We start from the raw sequence: 16,612 nt of genomic DNA, 5'->3' as shown, positions 1-16,612 counted from the left end.
TCAAAGCCAGGAGGTCAGCTTTTGCTGGCCTCCTGTTTGGGTGCTGCCGGTTTCCGGGTGGCTGGCTGGGCGCCTCTGCTGGTGACGGCGCCGCGTTTGAGTTTTGCTGCGGCTCGCTCAAGGGCCTCGGCAACCTTGGCTCGTTCGGTTTCCTTGATACGATCAGACTCCATATATAGAGAGAAGCCTTCGGTTTCATGGTTGACGTAAGACGGGTTGGCTCCAAGGTCGCGGCGGTAGTCCATAACCTGAAAAACCGGGATCGGATCGCGAAAGCCTTTTGCCATAATAGTGCCGCGCTCACGACAGATGATCTTGTCCTTGATCAGGGCATAAGTTTCTCTTGAAATCAGAATTTCTCCGGCATCTGCGCCGCTCTCCAGGCGGCTGGCAAGGTTCACTTCGCGGCCGACGATGGTGTAGTCCATGCGTGAGTCAGTGCCAAAGTTCCCCACAGTGCAGTAGCCGGTATTAATGCCCATTCGAATTTGCAGTGGGCTGCTAAGACCGTGTTCTGCCCACTTTTTCCTGAGTTTCAGCATATGGCGGCGCATTTCAATCGCCATGGCAACGCAGGCCAATGCGTCGCGCTTGATGCCTTTGGATACCGGGTCGCCGAAAAAAATCATGATGCCGTCGCCGATAAATTTGTCGATGGTGCCGCCGTATTTGAGGGCAATGTTGGACATATCGGTGAGATAACCATTCAACAGATCGGTGAGTGGTTCGGCGTCCATTTGATCAGACAGAGATGAGAAGCCAACAATATCAGAGAAGAACACCACCAGTTTTTTGCGCTGGGTTTCCAGAATTGCTTCTTTTTTGCCGCTGAGAATGGATTCCCGTACCTGAGGTGCGACGTACTTGGAGACCTGCTGTGACAGTTCCTGATATCGATCTACTTCTTTTCTCAGTTGTTCGTCCATTTTGGCAATGTAGCGAGCCTGGTTGGACGCATAAACCGCCAGAGCGGAGAAGAACAGGGCTGTGCCAGCGGCGCAGGCAAGTGTCAGTTCGGGTGGTAGATCGGTCGGGCTTTTGGTACCTAGCAAGGTTCCGCCTGTGACTGCTGTCAGCAGAAATACCGAGTTGGCTGTGACCCAGCTGACCTTGTTGCCGATCAGGATCAGGCTGGTATTCAACATCAGGAATACTGGTGCGGTGAACTCGATGGGGGAACCAACCATGCCTAATAGGGTGCCGGCTATAAAGGCATCCAGATGACTTAGCCAGGTCAAGGCAGTGCGACGAGTCCAGTGCAAGCGCTTGTCGATTATTTCGGTAAAGTGCGGAAAGACCAGGAAGAACGCCATTGCGATCAGAAAGCCCTCGTGCCAATAGCCCAGCGAGATGCCGGTGGCGATGGTGATCGCGCCTGTGCCGTAACCAATGCAACGGGCTACATAGTCGGGACGAGCGGAAAATGGACTTTCTGGAGCTGGAATGTCAGTGGTCTGGGTGGTCATTGCTAGCAGTGATCGATGAATGGATACGCCGTGATTGGATTCTGTATACAGGGTATTGAATGCAAGGTAAAGGCACGAGGGATAGGCGGTCATTTACCAGCAGCTATTGGCTTCAATTTTACATTGTTCAGCTAAGTTTTTGGAATTGTTGAAAAAAGTGTTGACATGGAGAGGGTTCATCCGTAAAGTACGCCACCGCTGACAGGGCAACGCCCAGAAGCAACGGTGAGGTGTCCGAGTGGTCGAAGGAGCACGCCTGGAAAGTGTGTATACCGAAAGGTATCGAGGGTTCGAATCCCTCCCTCACCGCCACTAATTAAGACGCAAGTCCAGAGAGCCCGATCAATGATCGGGCTTTTTTGTTTTGGGGTTTGTGATTCTTCGTTACGTTTTGATACCGCTCGCACATTGAAGCGTTTTGCACCTGAATGGTGCTGCCTTGTCTGCTATTCTCTGATTGAACAGTTTGTTGCGCTGTCCGTACGTGATAAGTCGTTGTTTTGTCGGGTTTGGGTATGCTTTGGCCGTGGTGAGTGGCAAAGTCGCTGAAGTGCTTGTTTGATCACTGGAATGGAAAATTCTTGATGAGCGTAGTGGGAGTGGGTTTCTATCGTTCATATCAGCAGGAGCCAGATGTTTCTGTTGATGTTGCTGAAGAGAGGGAATCTCTGGGGGTGACTAATGACTCCAAGCCAGCAGTGCTCTTGTTGCAAGGTCCGGTTGGGGGCTTTTTCAATGCTCTGGCTGAGCATCTCCGTGCGAGTTCCTTTCGAGTCTGGAAGGTCAACTTCAATGCTGGTGATCGCCTGTTTGGCGGTGGTATCAGTTTTCGTGGTGGTTTGTCTGACTGGCGTCACTGGCTCGCAGACTTTCTGACTGCAAATTCCATTGATGTCATTGTGTTGTTTGGTTCTGAGCGACCAGCTCATGTGGTTGCGCGCAAGCTGGCCCAGGATCTGGGTATTGTTGTGTTGTCGCTGGAAGAGGGTTATGTCCGTTCTGGTTTTATTACGGCGGAGCGGGGTGGTAATAATGCTTCATCCCCGCTCGCGGGTATTATTCCTGCGGATGACCAAGCCTGTCTTCAGGATATTCCTGTTCGCCAGTTCAAGAGTTTTTCTCGTATGTCTGCACTCGGTGCCGCGTATTATCTGGCACGCTCTCTGGCGACTCATGGACGTTCAAAAGAACTGTTTCATCGACGGTTTATCCTGCCAGTAGAGGTGTTCTATTGGTTGCGTAATATGTATCGACGTTATCGCGGCCAGGCTTCTAACTTTCATACTATTGAGCGTTTGCTGGAGCATAGTGACAAGGCGTTTTACCTGGTGCCTCTGCAGGTTTCTGTCGATGCTAATTTGCAGAGTGCGGCGCTGGGGTGGAATTCGACCCGGCTGATCTCCGAAAGCATTCATTCATTTTCCCGCTCTGCTCCGGCCACTACACGGCTGGTATTCAAGGTTCATCCAATGGAGCGGGGGCATTGCAATTATATTGGTTTTATTCGTGATCTTGCCCATCAGTTGGGTGTTGCTGATCGGGTTGATGTTATTGACATTGGCTCAATGGGTCTGTTGGCTCGGCATTCGGCTGGCATGATTACCATTAATAGCACATCGGGTTTGTCGGCTATTTTCCATGGCGTGCCTTTGATGGTGGTTGGCAAGGCTTTATATGCCAATCCATTGCTGGCTACTTGTGCTCACGGAGAGCCGGATTTTGATGAGTTCTGGGAGGGTGGTTTTGTTGCCCCCAGAAAGCTGCGTACTCGTTATATTCAATGGCTTAAGCAGGAGTCTCTGATTCCGGGTGATTTCTATGTGCGTGAAGGCATGGAAGTCGCTTGTTATGGCATCGAAGAGCGTATTCTCGATTTGCTCAGCGCGAAGACTTGCTCGGAAGATGTTGAGTTGGCTGTTAAGCGTTCTGACCCTCTGGCTGCCAATGCTTGATTGGCTGTTGCTGCAATGTGTGGCGGCAGCTGTAAAACCCCCTGCTGATTTTCTATAATCCCGCATTCATTTTCATCGGAAGTTTTATCATGACCGTCCGCACTCGTGTTGCACCGTCACCTACTGGCGATCCTCATGTGGGTACTGCCTACATCGCTCTGTTTAATCTGGCTTTTGCCCGTCAGCACGGTGGTCAATTCCTGCTGCGTATCGAAGATACGGACCAGCAGCGCAGCACCGCAGATTCCGAACAGGCGATTCTGGACAGTTTGCGTTGGCTGGGACTGGAGTGGGACGAAGGTCCGGATGTAGGTGGTCCTCATGGTCCATATCGTCAGAGCGAGCGTAAGGATATTTACCTCGAGCACGTACAGATGCTGCTTGATTCCGGTCATGCCTTTAAATGCTACCGTACCACTGAAGAGCTGGACGAGCTGCGCAAGCAGAAAGAAGCAGCCGAAGTCCGTACTGCCATTAAAGCCTCTGATCTTGAACTGGATGCTGACGAATATGCTCGTCGTGAAGCGGCTGGCGCACCATACGTTGTGCGTATGAAAGTGCCGGAAGAGGGCGTTTGTGTGGTGCAGGACATGCTGCGTGGCGATATCGAGCTGGACTGGGCTCAGGTCGATGCCCAGATTCTGCTGAAGTCTGATGGCATGCCAACCTATCACCTGGCCAACGTGGTGGATGACCATTTGATGGAAATCACTCATGTTTTGCGTGGTGAGGAGTGGATCAGCTCGGCTCCCAAACACAAGTTGTTGTATCAGTACTTTGGCTGGGAAATGCCAAAGCTGTGTCATATGCCGCTGCTGCGTAACCCGGACAAAACAAAACTGAGCAAGCGTAAGAACCCGACTTCCATCATGTTCTACGAGCGTATGGGCTTTATGCCAGAGGCGCTGCTGAACTATCTGGGTCGGATGGGTTGGTCAATGCCTGATGAGCGTGAAAAATTCGCTCGTGAAGAAATGTTCGCCAACTTCGATGTGCAGCGCGTTTCTCTCGGTGGTCCTGTGTTTGACATGGAGAAGCTGCGCTGGCTTAACAGTATGTGGCTGCGCGAGCTGACGCCAGAGCAGTTTGCGACCCGATTTGCCCAGTGGGGTCTGAAGCCGGAAAACATGCTGCCTTTGATTCCTCATGTGCAACCGCGCGTTGAGGTGTTCAGTGATGTTGTGCCGCTGGCGGGTCACTTTTTGGCGGGCATTCCTGAGCTGAAGGCTGAGCAGTTTGAGCACAAGGCTTACGACGCGGAGTCTGTCGTGAAAACCCTTCAGTTTGGTCTGTGGCAACTGGAAGCCATTCGTCACTGGGATAAAGCGGAAATTGAAGCACGGCTGTTTGCTCTGGCTGGTCAGCTGGAACTGAAGGTGCGTGATTTTCTTTATCCGTTCTTTATCGCCATTGCCGGTACTTCCAGCACGATTTCGGTGCTGGACTCCATGGCACTGCTGGGGCCGGATATGAGTCGTTCTCGCGTGCGCAGTGCGATTGAGTTACTGGGTGGTGTTGGCAAGAAGAAATTGAAGAAGATGGAAAAGGATTACGAAGTTGTAGCAGCCGCTATCCAGCAGGCAATCAGCGAATCCTGAGTGGTGTACCTGACCATTTTCGGTTTTTGAAACGGCGCTTCCAAAGCGCCGTTTTGGTTTTAAAGTCGCTGCTAAGTGATTGTTTAAAAAAATATTTCTTAAAGGTGTTGACACCTCGGGGGCCTCTAAGTACTATGCGTCCACGCTTTGAGAGGGGGCCTTAGCTCAGCTGGGAGAGCGCAACACTGGCAGTGTTGAGGTCAGCGGTTCGATCCCGCTAGGCTCCACCAATTCTCAAAGATAGTCCTTGTGTCCCCATCGTCTAGAGGCCTAGGACACCGCCCTTTCACGGCGGTAACAGGGGTTCGAATCCCCTTGGGGATGCCACTTATTGCTTTACGCAAATGGGGCCTTAGCTCAGCTGGGAGAGCGCAACACTGGCAGTGTTGAGGTCAGCGGTTCGATCCCGCTAGGCTCCACCATTTTTCTCGTCCGTAGTACCAACTCATTTATATCCCATGTTGAATATCGAAACCAAATTATCTGGTTTTGTTCAGCATTGTGGTGTTTCTGACAGCCCTCCGTCTGGTTACAATTGCTTACTCCGAAATCGGAATTTTTTAGCCATAAACGGAAATCCCATGTCCTGGACTGATCGAGTTTCCCCTGCTGTGCGCGCTTTGGCTGCGAACATAAAATTGGTCGTGTTTGATGTTGATGGTGTGCTGACGGATGGCACACTGACCTACAGCGAGCGGGGCGAACAGGTAAAACACTTCAATGTAAAAGACGGTGTTGGTATTAAATTGCTGCAACGCTTTGATATTGCCACTGCGATTATTTCTGCCAAAAGCTCAGCGGCGCTGGCAAAACGCGCCAGCGATCTCGGCGTGCAATATTTTTATCCTGGTGCCAGTGACAAGTGGCCTTGTTTGCAGGAAATTCTTGATCAGCTTGAGCTGATGCCGGAGCAGGTTTGTTACGTCGGTGATGACGTGATTGACCTCAAGGTCATGACTCGCGTTGGCCTGGCTGTTGCGCCCGCCGACGCCTTCTGGATGGTGCATGACCGTGCTCACTATTGCTGCGACAAGCCGGGTGGCAAGGGTGTTGCCCGTGAAGTGGCTGACCTGGTGTTGGGAAGTCGAATGTCGCTCGAAGACGCATATATCAAGGCGATGCTGCCTGAATTTGAGGTGATTAAATGAAAGCTCTGGTAACTGGCGCTGCTGGTTTTATTGGTTCCTATGTTTCACGTCAGCTGATCGATAACGGCTACGAAGTGGTCGGCATTGATAACCTCAATGATTATTACGAGGTCAGCCTCAAGCATGCCCGTTTGCAATGGGTGCAGGAAAAAGCCGGTTTTCAGTTTATTGAGATGGATCTGGCCGACAAGGCCGCGGTAACCCAGTTGTTTGCCGAACACACCTTTGACCGGGTGATTAACCTGGCAGCCCAGGCCGGTGTTCGCTATTCCATTGAAAACCCGGATGTGTACGTATCCAGCAACCTGGTTGGCTTTCTGAATATTCTCGAAGGCTGTCGTCATCAGAAGGTCCCGCATCTGGTATTTGCATCTTCCAGCTCTGTCTACGGGCTCAATACCAAGCTGCCGTTTGCCACCACCGACAGCGTTGATCATCCGGTATCGCTGTACGCAGCAACCAAAAAAGCCAACGAATTGATGGCCCATACCTACGCTCACCTGTACGGTTTGCCCGTGACCGGCCTGCGCTTCTTCACGGTTTATGGCCCATGGGGCCGTCCGGACATGGCCGCCTGGGGGTTTACCAAAAACATCATGGCTGGCAAAACCATCAATGTTTACAACTACGGCAAGATGCGTCGGGACTTCACCTACATAGATGATATTGTTGAAGGTGTGGTTCGTATTGCTGAGAAGATTCCTGCAGGTGTCGAAGGCTGGACGCCGGAAAGCGGCGACAAGAGCCGCAGTAGTGCACCGTATAAGGTTTACAACATTGGTAACCACAACAGTGTCGAACTGGGTGAGTTTATTTCCACACTGGAATCTGCAATCGGTAAAAAAGCGGATATCAACTACATGGAAATGCAGCCCGGCGATGTGGTTGCGACGCACGCCAATGTGGATGATCTGGTTGCTGATGTCGACTTCGCGCCGAATACACCGCTGGCCGAAGGTTTGGGTAAATTTGTTGAATGGTACAAGGCGTATCACGCAGAGTGATCGCGGTATAAGGATTTCAGGGAAATGAGTGATTATAAAATTGTAATTCCGGCTCGTTATGCATCCAGCCGTCTGCCGGGCAAGCCATTGATTGAGTTGGCTGGCAAGCCGATGATTCAGCATGTCTACGAGCGCGCCTGTGAAACCGGCGTGGCAGAGATTGTGATTGCTACAGACGATGAGCGTATTCAGGCGGCAGCACTGGCGTTTGGTGCGGACGTAGTGATGACCTCGCCGGATCATGAAAACGGCACCGAGCGGATTGCTGAAGTTGCCCGCATCAAGGGTTGGGCCGATGATGCTGTGATTGTGAACCTGCAGGGCGATGAACCATTGATTCCACGTTCATTGATCGAAAAAACTGCCTCAGGTTTGCTGGAAAACCCGGTCGCGGGTATGAGTTCCATTTGTACGCCAGTGCGTTCTGATCACGATGCCTTTGACACCAACGTGGTCAAGGTCGTGACAGACAAGCAGGGTTTTGCCATGTACTTCAGTCGCGCCAGCATTCCATGGGATCGCGATGGTTATAAAACCAACCCGGGTGTGATCACCAGTCGGGCTCCGGTTTACCGCCATATCGGCATGTACGGTTACCGGGTATCTTTTCTGAAGCAGTATTCTGAAATGGAAGCCAGTCCGCTGGAACTGGTGGAATCACTGGAGCAGCTGCGGGCGTTGTGGAACGGCATCAAGATTCATATGTCGGTGATTGATGAGCCGCCAGGACACGGTGTGGACACGCCGGACGATGTTGCTCGTGTCGAACAGATGTTGCAGCAGCTGGCTGGAGCCTGATTGCTTTGCTTTGATGGTTACCCGGTCTGCCGGGTAACCAAAACCGGGGTTTAAAGCCCCAGTTGTCGCATTTCCCTGGCCTTGTTGGCCGTTCTGAACAAGTCTTCAAATTGCTGCTGTAACTGATTGAAATGCCTTGGATCGTGGGCGCTGGCACGAGCATCTGTATCGCTGCTTTGTTGCACCCAGCCGGTACTTCCAATCAGCCAGAAGCTTTCTGTCAGACCGCTGTGAACCCGCACATCGAACTTGCTGCTGGCTCGGCGTAGCAGTCGCACCAGTGGCTTGTCATTGATGCCTTGTTCGTGGCCAAGCAGTATCGGTAGCGGATTGCTGTGGCGTTTCCTGATATGACGAGTCAGTGCATCCAGCAGACGTTCGTTATGCCAGAGTGGATTTTCCGGGTTGGCGATGGCGATTTGCAGTTTTAAGGGGCCCTGGCCAAGCAGGGTGAGCAGGCAGCCTTCAATGTCGAACGGGCTGGCTAGTGTGTGGATATTGCTGTTTTCGCCCAGTAACCAGTGATTGCTAAAAATCGCTGGGGCAGCCGAGTCGTTGAGCGGCTTGCAGATTTCCAGATGCGGAATACCGGCATCGTCGAAAAACTCGCTGGCGATCAGAAATCCCAGTCGCTGATAAAATCCGACCGCGGAGCACTGGGCGCTGGCCAGCAGAGTCGGGTGTCCTTCGCGTTGGGCTATGTCGGCAATGCCATTGACCAGCTGTGCACCAAGGCCGGATGAGCGATGGGATTTAAGCACGGCCAGACGGCCAAAGTGACCGTCGGGTAGCAGCCGAACGCAGCCAACCGGCTGTTCAGCATCGAATGCCAGCAGATAAATCGCCTCAGCATCGCCTTGTGGATCCCATTCATCCTCGGGGGCGATGCCTTGCTCCTGAATGTAAACCTGCTCGCGAATAGCGCTGATCGCGGCTTCTTGCTCGGTCCAGCGGGTTTCGATAATTCTGGCTGGCATCGCTCCCTCCGTTAGTTATTCGACTTCAAAAATCAGCTGCTTGAGCCATAGGGTTTTCAGCAGTTCGTAACCTTCGCGAGAGCATGGCAGGTCGGCCAGTTGTTCGCGGGGGTAGCTGTTGGAATGACACAGCAGCTCAACCAGCTGCTGGTCTTCTGCTTGTAACTCATAGGCCTGTCCCTGGGCGTAGAAGCGGATGCCATCGACGCTGGTTTGCCAGGCGAAGCGGGCGTGTTCGTTCTTGCGCAGTTCTGGTAGCTGCTTGTGTTCGGCGCGCCAGTCTTCCCAGTCCTCGTCTTCCAGGCGTTCGGCCTGATGTTCCGGGTATTTGGCTTCTGTCATCAGTTTGCCGAGGATGTCGCCGAGTGCTTCTGGCTGCATGATGGCTTGTTCCAGCAGAGCTTTCAGGCGCTGTTTGGCGCCATCACCAATTTCACCGGGCCGGGCATTTTCGACACTGCTGAGGTCGGCGTCAGTGTAGCGTTGGTCTTCGGTGCTGTTGCTCAGTACCTGATCCATGGCAGATTGCGCCAGCTCGGCAACACTGGGTGCGCGGAAGCCAATCGAGTAGGTCTGGCATTCGCCACGGGCAATGCCGTAATGAGCCAGCTGGGGTGGTAAATACAACATGTCACCGGGGTTTAGCACCCAGCGGTCGGTTTCTTCGAAGTCCGCCAGGATGCGGATTTTAGGGCCGTCGAGAATGGCAGACTGTTCGCTACACATCTGGCCGATACGCCATTCACGCTGACCTTCGGCCTGCAGCAGGAATACATCGTATTGGTCGTAATGCGGGCCAACACTGCCGCCATCAACGGCGTAGGAAATCATCAGATCGTCGATGCGCCAGTTGGGAATAAAGCGAAATTGCTCGACCAGGTCGGCTGCTTCCGGAATCCAGTGGTCAACGGCTTGTACCAGCAGGGTCCATTTTTCTTCTGGCAGGTCGGCGTAGGTCGCTTCCGAGAATGGTCCCTTGCGAATCGACCATGGGCCATCTTCGCCGTTTTCAATCACGATGCGGGATTCAATTTCTTCTTCCAGAGACAGACCCGCCAGCTCGTCAGCACCCAGCAGGGGCTCGAAATCGGGCCAGGCGTTACGGATCAACAGCGGTTTTTTCTGCCAGTAATCACGCAGAAATTCTTCAATGCTAAGTTCGCCTAACAGGTGCACAGGCTGTTCCTCTAAAAGTAAAACGAATGCTGCGAAGGGTATAGAAAAACGCGTAAAAATGCCTCGGTTTTTATCGTCCGGAGAAGGCTTTTCGTATGTCGCCTTATGGCCATATATTCATCTGCAGGAGCAGCTGAATTGGCATTTCGCTGCTAGTCTTAGAGATCAGAATAAGTAATGTTCAGGTGATCCGGGTGATGAAGTGGCGGTACTGGAGTTTATTGGGGCTGGCCTTGCTCAGTGTGGGTAGTTGGGCAGAGTGCGAACTGAAGGTTGGGGTGGTGCCACAGTTTGAGCAACGCAAGCTGCTGGAGACCTGGCAGCCGATTCTGGCCGAGCTGGAAACTCGTCTGCACTGTCAATTGCAGTTGGTCGGTTCTGAGGGGATTCCGGATTTTGAAGAAGGTTTTGCAGCCGGTGCCTATGATATTGCCTATATGAATCCTTATCATGCGTTGGTGGCCTACGACACCCAGGGTTATATCCCGGTGCTGCGGTCAGGGTCGGCGATGCTGCAAGGGGTGTTGGTGGTTCGTAATGATTCGGATATCACTTCGCTGGAACAGCTGGATGGTCGCGTGGTCGCGTTTCCCTCGCCCAATGCGCTGGGAGCTTCCTTACTGATGCGGGCTGAACTGAAAGGTCGATTCGGCATTGATATTGTACCGCGCTATGTAAAAACCCATCCGTCGGTTTACCTGCATGTTATCAAGGGGCTGGCAGCAGCGGGTGGTGGTGTCCAGCGAACCTTGTCAGAGCAGCCGGATGACATTCAGGCGCGCCTGAAAACCATTTATAAAACCCGTCAGGTACCGGCACATCCGCTGGTGGTGCATCCGCGTTTGGGTCAAGCCATGCGGCTGAATATCCAGCAGGCGCTGCTGGCGCTGGCGGCGGAAAGACCAGAGCTGTTTGCGGAGATTCCAATGCGGGATCCAATCGCCAGCAGTGTTGCCGACTATGACGGTGTAAGGGAATTACATCTGGAGAACTTCCAGGACTGATATGAAAAATCTGACCGGCAGTCTGTTTTTTCGCTTTATGTTGCCGCTGGTGTTATTGGTGCTGGCGGCTTTGTTGTATGCGCGGTTTATTTGGACTGACGAGGTGGACCAGCGCACCTTGCAGGAGTGGAACACCGAAGTCGAGTTGTCACTTGGTATCGTCGGCGAGGGCCTGATTCCGATGCTGATTCAGGGCGATCTTTCCAACGTCTATGACAACCTGGATTCGATTCTGGCCAACAATGATCGTTGGCTGGAGATTGGTTTGTACAACCCGGACGGCCTGTCGCTGTACCCGCTGGAGGACCCGGTCGGCCAGGAATTTTCAGCCGGTGTGCGGATTTACCATCACGACATTTACCATAACAAGGTGCTGCTCGGACATCTTGATCTTTATTTTGATCTGGAGTCTGTGCTGCACAGCATTCATGACCAGACCAAATCGATTTATCTGGTATTGCTGGTGATGCTGTTTCTGGTCGCCACATCCATGCTGGCGGTGTTTTATCGACTGGTATCGCAGCCGCTCCAGGGCTTGGGCAAGGCCATGAATGCGCTGTCGGAAGGTGATTATGCGGCCGTGATTCCGCTCGCTGGTAGCAACGAACTGGCGGCGTTGGCGGTGCGTTTTGAAACCATGCGATCACTGCTGCAGGAAGAACGTCAGCAACTGGTGCAGGCGCTCGAAACTGCCGAGAGTGCCAGTAAGGCCAAGGGCGAGTTCCTTGCCAACATGAGTCACGAGATTCGTACTCCCATGAATGGTGTGCTGGGCATGTTGCAGTTGATGCTCGATGCACCACTGGCGGCTGATCAACGTGAGCGTGCTGAACTGGCGTTGTCGTCGGCAAAGTCTTTGATCACTGTGATTAACGACATTCTCGATTTTTCCAAGATTGAGGCGGGCAAGCTGGAGCTGGAGCAAATCGATTTTGATCTGGAAGGTTTGCTGAATGAGGTGGCGCAGCAGCATCAGGCCCAGTTGCAGGGCAAGGATGTGGAGTTTGTACTGGTAACGGAAGGCATTCGTCATCGTTATTTGAAAGGCGATCCATCACGTATTCGTCAGGTGCTGAATAATCTGTGTGGTAACGCGCTGAAATTTACCACCGCTGGCGAGGTTCGGCTGGAGGTGATTACCACCCCGGAACCCACCGGTGGTGTGCACCTGGATTTTACGGTACAGGACTCGGGTATTGGTATTCCGCCGGATCGGCTGGAAATCATCTTTAACAGCTTTTCTCAGGCAGATGCGTCGACCACGCGGAAATACGGCGGCACGGGGCTGGGTCTGTCGATCACCCGTCAGCTGAGTGAGCTGATGGGTGGGAGTATCGACCTCGAAAGTGAACCGGGAGTCGGCACGACCGCCCATGTGAGTTTGCTGTTGGATGAAGGGCAACCGATTTCCCTTGCCGTTGATACGTTGGATGAATCTCTGCAGACAGCCGGGCAGCAGGCACGGGTGCTGCTGGTGGAAGATAATCGGGTCAATCAGGTAGTGGCACTGTCATTGTTGAAACGCCTTGGCTGCGCTACTGAGGTTGCCGAAAATGGGCGCCAGGCGATGTACATGTTGCGTGGTGATGATGGCAGGCATCCTTACCAGTTGGTGTTGATGGATTGTCAGATGCCGGAAATGGATGGTTATGAAGCGACTGAGCGGATTCGTGCCGGGGAAGGTGGTGCCGGGTACAAGACGGTACCTGTGATCGCAATGACCGCTAATTCGATGAAGGGCGACCTGGAGAAGTGTCTGGCGGTGGGGATGGACGACTATGTCAGCAAGCCATTGAACGTTGAGCTGTTCGGTGAGGTGGTCTCAAAATGGCTGGGCTGTAGCCATCAGCAGCCATAATCGTCTGGAGCAGCAGACAAATGAAAAAGGCCGCATTTGCGGCCTTTTTCATGCGTCCGGTACGGCTTAAACAGCGCGTGCCTGGGCTTCTGCGTTACCAATGTAGCTGGCTGGCGTCATGGCGTTCAGCTCGGCTTTTACTGAGTCTGGCAGTTCCAGGCTGGCAATGAAGTCGCCCATTGCATCTTGGGTGATAGCTTTGCCACGAGTAAAGGCTTTCAGTTTTTCGTATGGCTGTTCGATGCCATAACGACGCATCACGGTCTGAATTGGCTCTGCCAATACTTCCCAGGCGTTGTCCAGATCTTCACCGATACGGGCGGCGTTAACTTCCAGTTTGCTGATGCCTTTCAGGGTGGCAGCGTAAGCAATCAGGCTGTAACCACAACCAACGCCCATGTTGCGCAGCACAGTGGAGTCGGTCAGGTCGCGCTGCCAGCGGGAAATTGGCAGCTTGGAGGCCATATGGCCAAACACTGCGTTGGCCAGACCCAGGTTGCCTTCGGAATTTTCGAAGTCGATTGGGTTAACTTTGTGCGGCATGGTAGAAGAGCCGACTTCGCCAGCAATGGTTCGCTGCTTGAAGTAGCCGTTGGAAATGTAGGCCCAGATATCGCGATCGAAGTCGATCAGGATGGTGTTGAAACGGGCGATTGCATCAAACAGTTCGGCGATGTAGTCGTGCGGCTCGATCTGGGTAGTGTATGGGTTCCACTTGATGCCCAGAGAGGTAACGAACTGTTCGGCGTTGGCTTGCCAGTCAACGTCGGCATAGGCGCTCAGGTGGGCGTTGTAGTTACCAACGGCGCCATTGATTTTACCCAGCAGTTCGACGGCCTTGATCTGGGCAATCTGACGTTCCAGGCGAGCAACCACGTTGGCCATTTCCTTGCCCAGTGTGGTTGGGGAAGCGGTCTGGCCATGGGTGCGGGACAGCATTGGCAGCGCGGCGTGCTCATGCGCCAGCTTGCGGATTTCGTCAGCGATGGTCTGCATGTCTTGCAGCAGTACTTCGCGACCATCGCGCAGCATGATGGCGTGCGACAGGTTGTTGATGTCTTCAGAAGTACAGGCAAAGTGAACGAATTCGTTGATGGCCTGCAGTTCCGCGTTGTCGGCGAACTGTTCCTTGATGAAGTATTCAACCGCTTTTACATCGTGGTTGGTGGTGGCTTCAATGTCTTTGATGCGCTGGGCATTGGCTTCGCTGAAGTTGGCCACGATGTTATTCAGCAAGCTGTTGGCCGCTTCGGAGAACGCAGGCACTTCGGCGATTTCAGCGTGGTCAGCCAGGCGCTGCAACCAGCGGATTTCCACCTCCACGCGGGCATGGATCAGACCGAATTCGGAGAAGACCGGACGCAGGGCCTTGGTTTTGCTGCCGTAGCGGCCATCGATAGGTGAAATAGCGGTAAGTGCAGAAAGTTCCATAGACGTTTCCCGATGGATTCAAAATGCGAATGTGCGGCCGCCGTGCACAGCATCAAACCGCTTGGGAATGACGATTCTGTCGCGCGCTGGCCCCGAAAAAGGCGCAGGAGTTTACCGGAAAATGCACCTTTTCTCAGCTATTTCATAAAGTTTTTGCAAACGTCAGCCATTCTCTGCGGTCAACAATGTTAGAATGCCGCCGCCTGGCGCTGGTGGCAGCGCTGATGAATCCATGTTTGCAGGTCGTTATGCTCGATTCCTTGCTGTCGTTTTCCCAAAATCCCGCCTGGCTGGTGCTGGTGGTTGTCGTGTCTACCTTTATGCTGGAAGACCTCGCCATTATTGGTGCCGGTGTGCTGGCAGCCAGTGGTCGAATGGATGTCGAACTGGCGTTCGGGGCGATTTGTCTGGGAATGTTTATTGGTGACAGTGCCTTGTATTTGACCGGTCGTGGCGCCCTGATCTGGCCGTGGCTGAAGAAGCGTTTTGAACATCCGCTGATTCAGCGCCAGGTGCTGCCATTGCAGCAGGCGCCCTGGCATCAGTTGGCGCTAATCCGTTGCATGCCGGGCTTGCGTACTTTTGGTTATATCGCCTGCGGGCTGGCGCGGGTGCCGGGTAGCACCTTCACCATTGCCAATGTGGTGTCGATCGTGGTCTGGGCTGCCGGGCTGTTTGGGGTGGCGTTTCTGTTGGGGCGGCGTTATGCCGATCAGATGCACGAATGGCTCTGGTGGTTACTGCCGATTGCGCTGCTGCTGTTTATCTTCGGGCAGAAGAAAATCAGAAAGAATATGGAAGAACAAGCTGCCTGATCAATAAAGTCCCGGCATGCCGGGACCCTGCATAAGAACGGGTGGGAGCTGGGTGCTGATCTGCTCAGTAAGCGGCAATCACGCTGAATTCCACCAGAAGGTCCTGCCGTGCCATACGTGCTTCAACACAGGCGCGAGCTGGCTTTTCGACGCTGGCAATCCAGCTGTCGTACACTTCGTTCATGGCCTTGAAATCTTTCATATCGCGAATATAAATGGTGACAGACAGCAGCTGGTCACGGCTGCTACCGGCTTCAGCCAGTAGTGCGTCGATCTTGTCCAGACAGCCTTGAGTTTGTTGCTGAATGTTCCATGCTTCGTCGGCAGGGCAAGCCGTCTGGCCACACAGGTAAACCGTGCCATTGTGCTTGACGATGCGGCTCATGCGTTCGGTGCTCTGGATACGTTCAATGTTGGACATGTCGGGTCCTTTTTCTAACTGCGGGAATGAATGGTGGGCGCGCTCAGGCGAACGCCACCGCACCCTTGTTGATGCCTTCAAAGGCGCGCACTTCCACCTGTTGCTGTGGGTAGGCGGCTTTGATGACCTTCGCCAGATGAGTGGCAATCAGTTCAACCGTAGTTTCTGTGTCCATCAAATAACAGTGGGACTTTTCAATCTTTAGTTTGAAATGACCCTGTGGGGCATCGTAGGCAAACAGAAATGCGCTGTCGGTTTGCTCGATCAGGTCGGATTCAGTGCCGATGTAAATGTCGCACCAGCGCTCTTCCCAGGCGTTTTCGACATCGTGGGAGCGACGCCCGTCAAGTTTGATTTCAATGCGGGAGCGGTGGCCGTGGGCGATGCGCTGGCAATTGCCATTGTGCTTTTTGAGCCCGTGGCTGTAGTGGTAAAAAGCGCCGTGAATATTTTCTGGCTCAAATTCCAGCTGCAGCTGTTCAACATTAACCGGGAAGCTGCCCATCAATTGTTGCAGGCACCAGGCAGACACGCTGTGTTCGTTGATAGTTTCTGCACCAACCAGCGTGACGGCCTGTAACGGGCAATCCAGTTCGATCGGGCCACGGGCACTTTGCCACGTCAGCTGAATACGGTCGCCAGAGGTTGTATAGCTGAGAGCGGGGGAGTCGACTGGCACCAGTAAGCGGTGATCGAGTTCATCATCGAGCCAGTTGCGCAGGGTCTTTTTAACGACGCCAAAATCGCAAACCATGCCCTGGTCATCCAGTGCGCCATTCAGCAGGGCGGAAGCCAGCCAGGTTTCGCCGACCATGCCACGCTCGGCATCCAGATAGCTAAAGTCGACGTTGGTCAGTTGATTTACGAATAGTTGCATGTTTGGTACCCCTTTGAGGCGGCGCATTCTAGCTGAGCTATGTTGCTAAATCACGCCCTGCCGACGGTTCTGGCAGACTCTGACGAA

General features: G+C 53.3%; 14 protein-coding genes and 4 tRNA genes. 12 read left to right on the top strand and 6 right to left on the bottom strand.

Annotation, left to right across the window (positions count from 1 at the left end; genetic code table 11):
- Positions 1-14 precede the first annotated feature (14 nt).
- On the bottom strand, positions 15-1,466 hold the full coding sequence (locus K6123_RS14000) for an adenylate/guanylate cyclase domain-containing protein (protein WP_221798779.1): 1,452 nt from the start codon (positions 1,464-1,466) through the stop codon (positions 15-17).
- A gap of 224 nt (positions 1,467-1,690) precedes the next feature.
- On the opposite strand from K6123_RS14000, the gene K6123_RS13995 reads away from it, so the two are divergent.
- The 9 genes from K6123_RS13995 to kdsB all read left to right on the top strand — a co-directional run bounded on the left by K6123_RS13995 (position 1,691) and on the right by kdsB (position 7,966).
- Positions 1,691-1,778: transfer RNA gene (locus tag K6123_RS13995), tRNA-Ser, on the top strand.
- Between the two features lie 272 nt (positions 1,779-2,050).
- The gene (locus tag K6123_RS13990) at positions 2,051-3,418 is read left to right on the top strand and encodes a capsular biosynthesis protein (protein ID WP_221798777.1); all 1,368 of its coding nucleotides are present in this window, start codon (positions 2,051-2,053) and stop codon (positions 3,416-3,418) included.
- Positions 3,419-3,507: 89 nt separating this feature from the next.
- Positions 3,508-5,016, top strand: coding sequence for a glutamate--tRNA ligase (gltX, locus tag K6123_RS13985; protein ID WP_221798775.1), 1,509 nt, complete (start codon positions 3,508-3,510; stop codon positions 5,014-5,016).
- Positions 5,017-5,170: 154 nt separating this feature from the next.
- Positions 5,171-5,246: transfer RNA gene (locus K6123_RS13980), tRNA-Ala, on the top strand.
- Between the two features lie 21 nt (positions 5,247-5,267).
- Positions 5,268-5,343 (top strand) — tRNA-Glu (locus K6123_RS13975).
- 19 nt (positions 5,344-5,362) lie between these two features.
- A tRNA-Ala gene (locus tag K6123_RS13970) sits at positions 5,363-5,438 on the top strand.
- A 159-nt stretch (positions 5,439-5,597) separates the two neighbouring features.
- Positions 5,598-6,164 carry a KdsC family phosphatase gene (locus K6123_RS13965; RefSeq protein ID WP_221798773.1) on the top strand — a complete coding sequence of 189 codons (567 nt, stop codon included), beginning with the start codon at positions 5,598-5,600 and terminating at the stop codon, positions 6,162-6,164.
- Entirely contained in the window at positions 6,161-7,168 is a 1,008-nt protein-coding gene (locus K6123_RS13960; protein WP_221798771.1) for an NAD-dependent epimerase, read from the top strand. The genes K6123_RS13965 and K6123_RS13960 overlap by 4 nt, the downstream gene beginning before the upstream one ends.
- A 24-nt stretch (positions 7,169-7,192) precedes the next feature.
- Positions 7,193-7,966 carry a 3-deoxy-manno-octulosonate cytidylyltransferase gene (gene kdsB / locus K6123_RS13955; protein ID WP_221798769.1) on the top strand — a complete coding sequence of 258 codons (774 nt, stop codon included), beginning with the start codon at positions 7,193-7,195 and terminating at the stop codon, positions 7,964-7,966.
- 50 nt (positions 7,967-8,016) lie between these two features.
- Here the strand turns inward: kdsB and K6123_RS13950 are convergent, their stop codons facing one another.
- Together K6123_RS13950 and K6123_RS13945 are read right to left on the bottom strand one after the other, a co-directional pair.
- Positions 8,017-8,943 (bottom strand): GNAT family N-acetyltransferase, encoded by a 927-nt coding sequence (locus K6123_RS13950; protein WP_221798767.1) that lies wholly within the window; start codon positions 8,941-8,943, stop codon positions 8,017-8,019.
- 15 nt (positions 8,944-8,958) lie between these two features.
- A complete protein-coding gene (locus tag K6123_RS13945) occupies positions 8,959-10,119 on the bottom strand; it encodes a cupin domain-containing protein (RefSeq protein WP_221798764.1) in 1,161 nt (386 codons plus the stop codon).
- A gap of 197 nt (positions 10,120-10,316) precedes the next feature.
- On the opposite strand from K6123_RS13945, the gene K6123_RS13940 reads away from it, so the two are divergent.
- Positions 10,317-11,123: a phosphate/phosphite/phosphonate ABC transporter substrate-binding protein gene (locus K6123_RS13940; RefSeq protein ID WP_221798761.1), complete on the top strand. Its 807-nt coding sequence runs from the start codon at positions 10,317-10,319 to the stop codon at positions 11,121-11,123.
- A gap of 1 nt (position 11,124) precedes the next feature.
- Positions 11,125-12,981 carry an ATP-binding protein gene (locus K6123_RS13935; protein ID WP_221798760.1) on the top strand — a complete coding sequence of 619 codons (1,857 nt, stop codon included), beginning with the start codon at positions 11,125-11,127 and terminating at the stop codon, positions 12,979-12,981.
- Positions 12,982-13,047: 66 nt separating this feature from the next.
- Here the strand turns inward: K6123_RS13935 and purB are convergent, their stop codons facing one another.
- Positions 13,048-14,412: an adenylosuccinate lyase gene (gene purB / locus K6123_RS13930; RefSeq protein WP_221798758.1), complete on the bottom strand. Its 1,365-nt coding sequence runs from the start codon at positions 14,410-14,412 to the stop codon at positions 13,048-13,050.
- Between the two features lie 185 nt (positions 14,413-14,597).
- Here purB and K6123_RS13925 point away from each other — a divergent pair, with 185 nt between their 5' ends.
- On the top strand, positions 14,598-15,227 hold the full coding sequence (locus K6123_RS13925) for a DedA family protein (RefSeq protein WP_221798756.1): 630 nt from the start codon (positions 14,598-14,600) through the stop codon (positions 15,225-15,227).
- Between the two features lie 64 nt (positions 15,228-15,291).
- Here the strand turns inward: K6123_RS13925 and K6123_RS13920 are convergent, their stop codons facing one another.
- Together K6123_RS13920 and K6123_RS13915 are read right to left on the bottom strand one after the other, a co-directional pair.
- Positions 15,292-15,648, bottom strand: coding sequence for a RidA family protein (locus K6123_RS13920; protein ID WP_221798754.1), 357 nt, complete (start codon positions 15,646-15,648; stop codon positions 15,292-15,294).
- Between the two features lie 43 nt (positions 15,649-15,691).
- Positions 15,692-16,525, bottom strand: coding sequence for a 6-carboxytetrahydropterin synthase (locus K6123_RS13915; protein ID WP_221798752.1), 834 nt, complete (start codon positions 16,523-16,525; stop codon positions 15,692-15,694).
- Positions 16,526-16,612 lie beyond the last annotated feature (87 nt).

It is taken from the genome of Oceanobacter mangrovi (assembly GCF_019740315.1).
GTDB classification, from domain to species: Bacteria; Pseudomonadota; Gammaproteobacteria; order Pseudomonadales; family Oceanobacteraceae; genus Oceanobacter; species Oceanobacter mangrovi.
This window is presented reverse-complemented; position numbering and strand designations above follow the sequence as displayed.

Bases quoted from the DNA above. Each gene is read 5' to 3' on its own strand.
- K6123_RS14000 (WP_221798779.1), bottom strand. From the start codon at position 1,466: ATGACCACCCAGACCACTGACATTCCAGCTCCAGAAAGTCCATTTTCC.
- K6123_RS13990 (WP_221798777.1), top strand. From the start codon at position 2,051: ATGAGCGTAGTGGGAGTGGGTTTCTATCGTTCATATCAGCAGGAGCCA.
- gltX (WP_221798775.1), top strand. From the start codon at position 3,508: ATGACCGTCCGCACTCGTGTTGCACCGTCACCTACTGGCGATCCTCAT.
- K6123_RS13965 (WP_221798773.1), top strand. From the start codon at position 5,598: ATGTCCTGGACTGATCGAGTTTCCCCTGCTGTGCGCGCTTTGGCTGCG.
- K6123_RS13960 (WP_221798771.1), top strand. From the start codon at position 6,161: ATGAAAGCTCTGGTAACTGGCGCTGCTGGTTTTATTGGTTCCTATGTT.
- kdsB (WP_221798769.1), top strand. From the start codon at position 7,193: ATGAGTGATTATAAAATTGTAATTCCGGCTCGTTATGCATCCAGCCGT.
- K6123_RS13950 (WP_221798767.1), bottom strand. From the start codon at position 8,943: ATGCCAGCCAGAATTATCGAAACCCGCTGGACCGAGCAAGAAGCCGCG.
- K6123_RS13940 (WP_221798761.1), top strand. From the start codon at position 10,317: ATGAAGTGGCGGTACTGGAGTTTATTGGGGCTGGCCTTGCTCAGTGTG.
- K6123_RS13935 (WP_221798760.1), top strand. From the start codon at position 11,125: ATGAAAAATCTGACCGGCAGTCTGTTTTTTCGCTTTATGTTGCCGCTG.
- purB (WP_221798758.1), bottom strand. From the start codon at position 14,412: ATGGAACTTTCTGCACTTACCGCTATTTCACCTATCGATGGCCGCTAC.
- K6123_RS13925 (WP_221798756.1), top strand. From the start codon at position 14,598: ATGTTAGAATGCCGCCGCCTGGCGCTGGTGGCAGCGCTGATGAATCCA.
- K6123_RS13920 (WP_221798754.1), bottom strand. From the start codon at position 15,648: ATGTCCAACATTGAACGTATCCAGAGCACCGAACGCATGAGCCGCATC.
- K6123_RS13915 (WP_221798752.1), bottom strand. From the start codon at position 16,525: ATGCAACTATTCGTAAATCAACTGACCAACGTCGACTTTAGCTATCTG.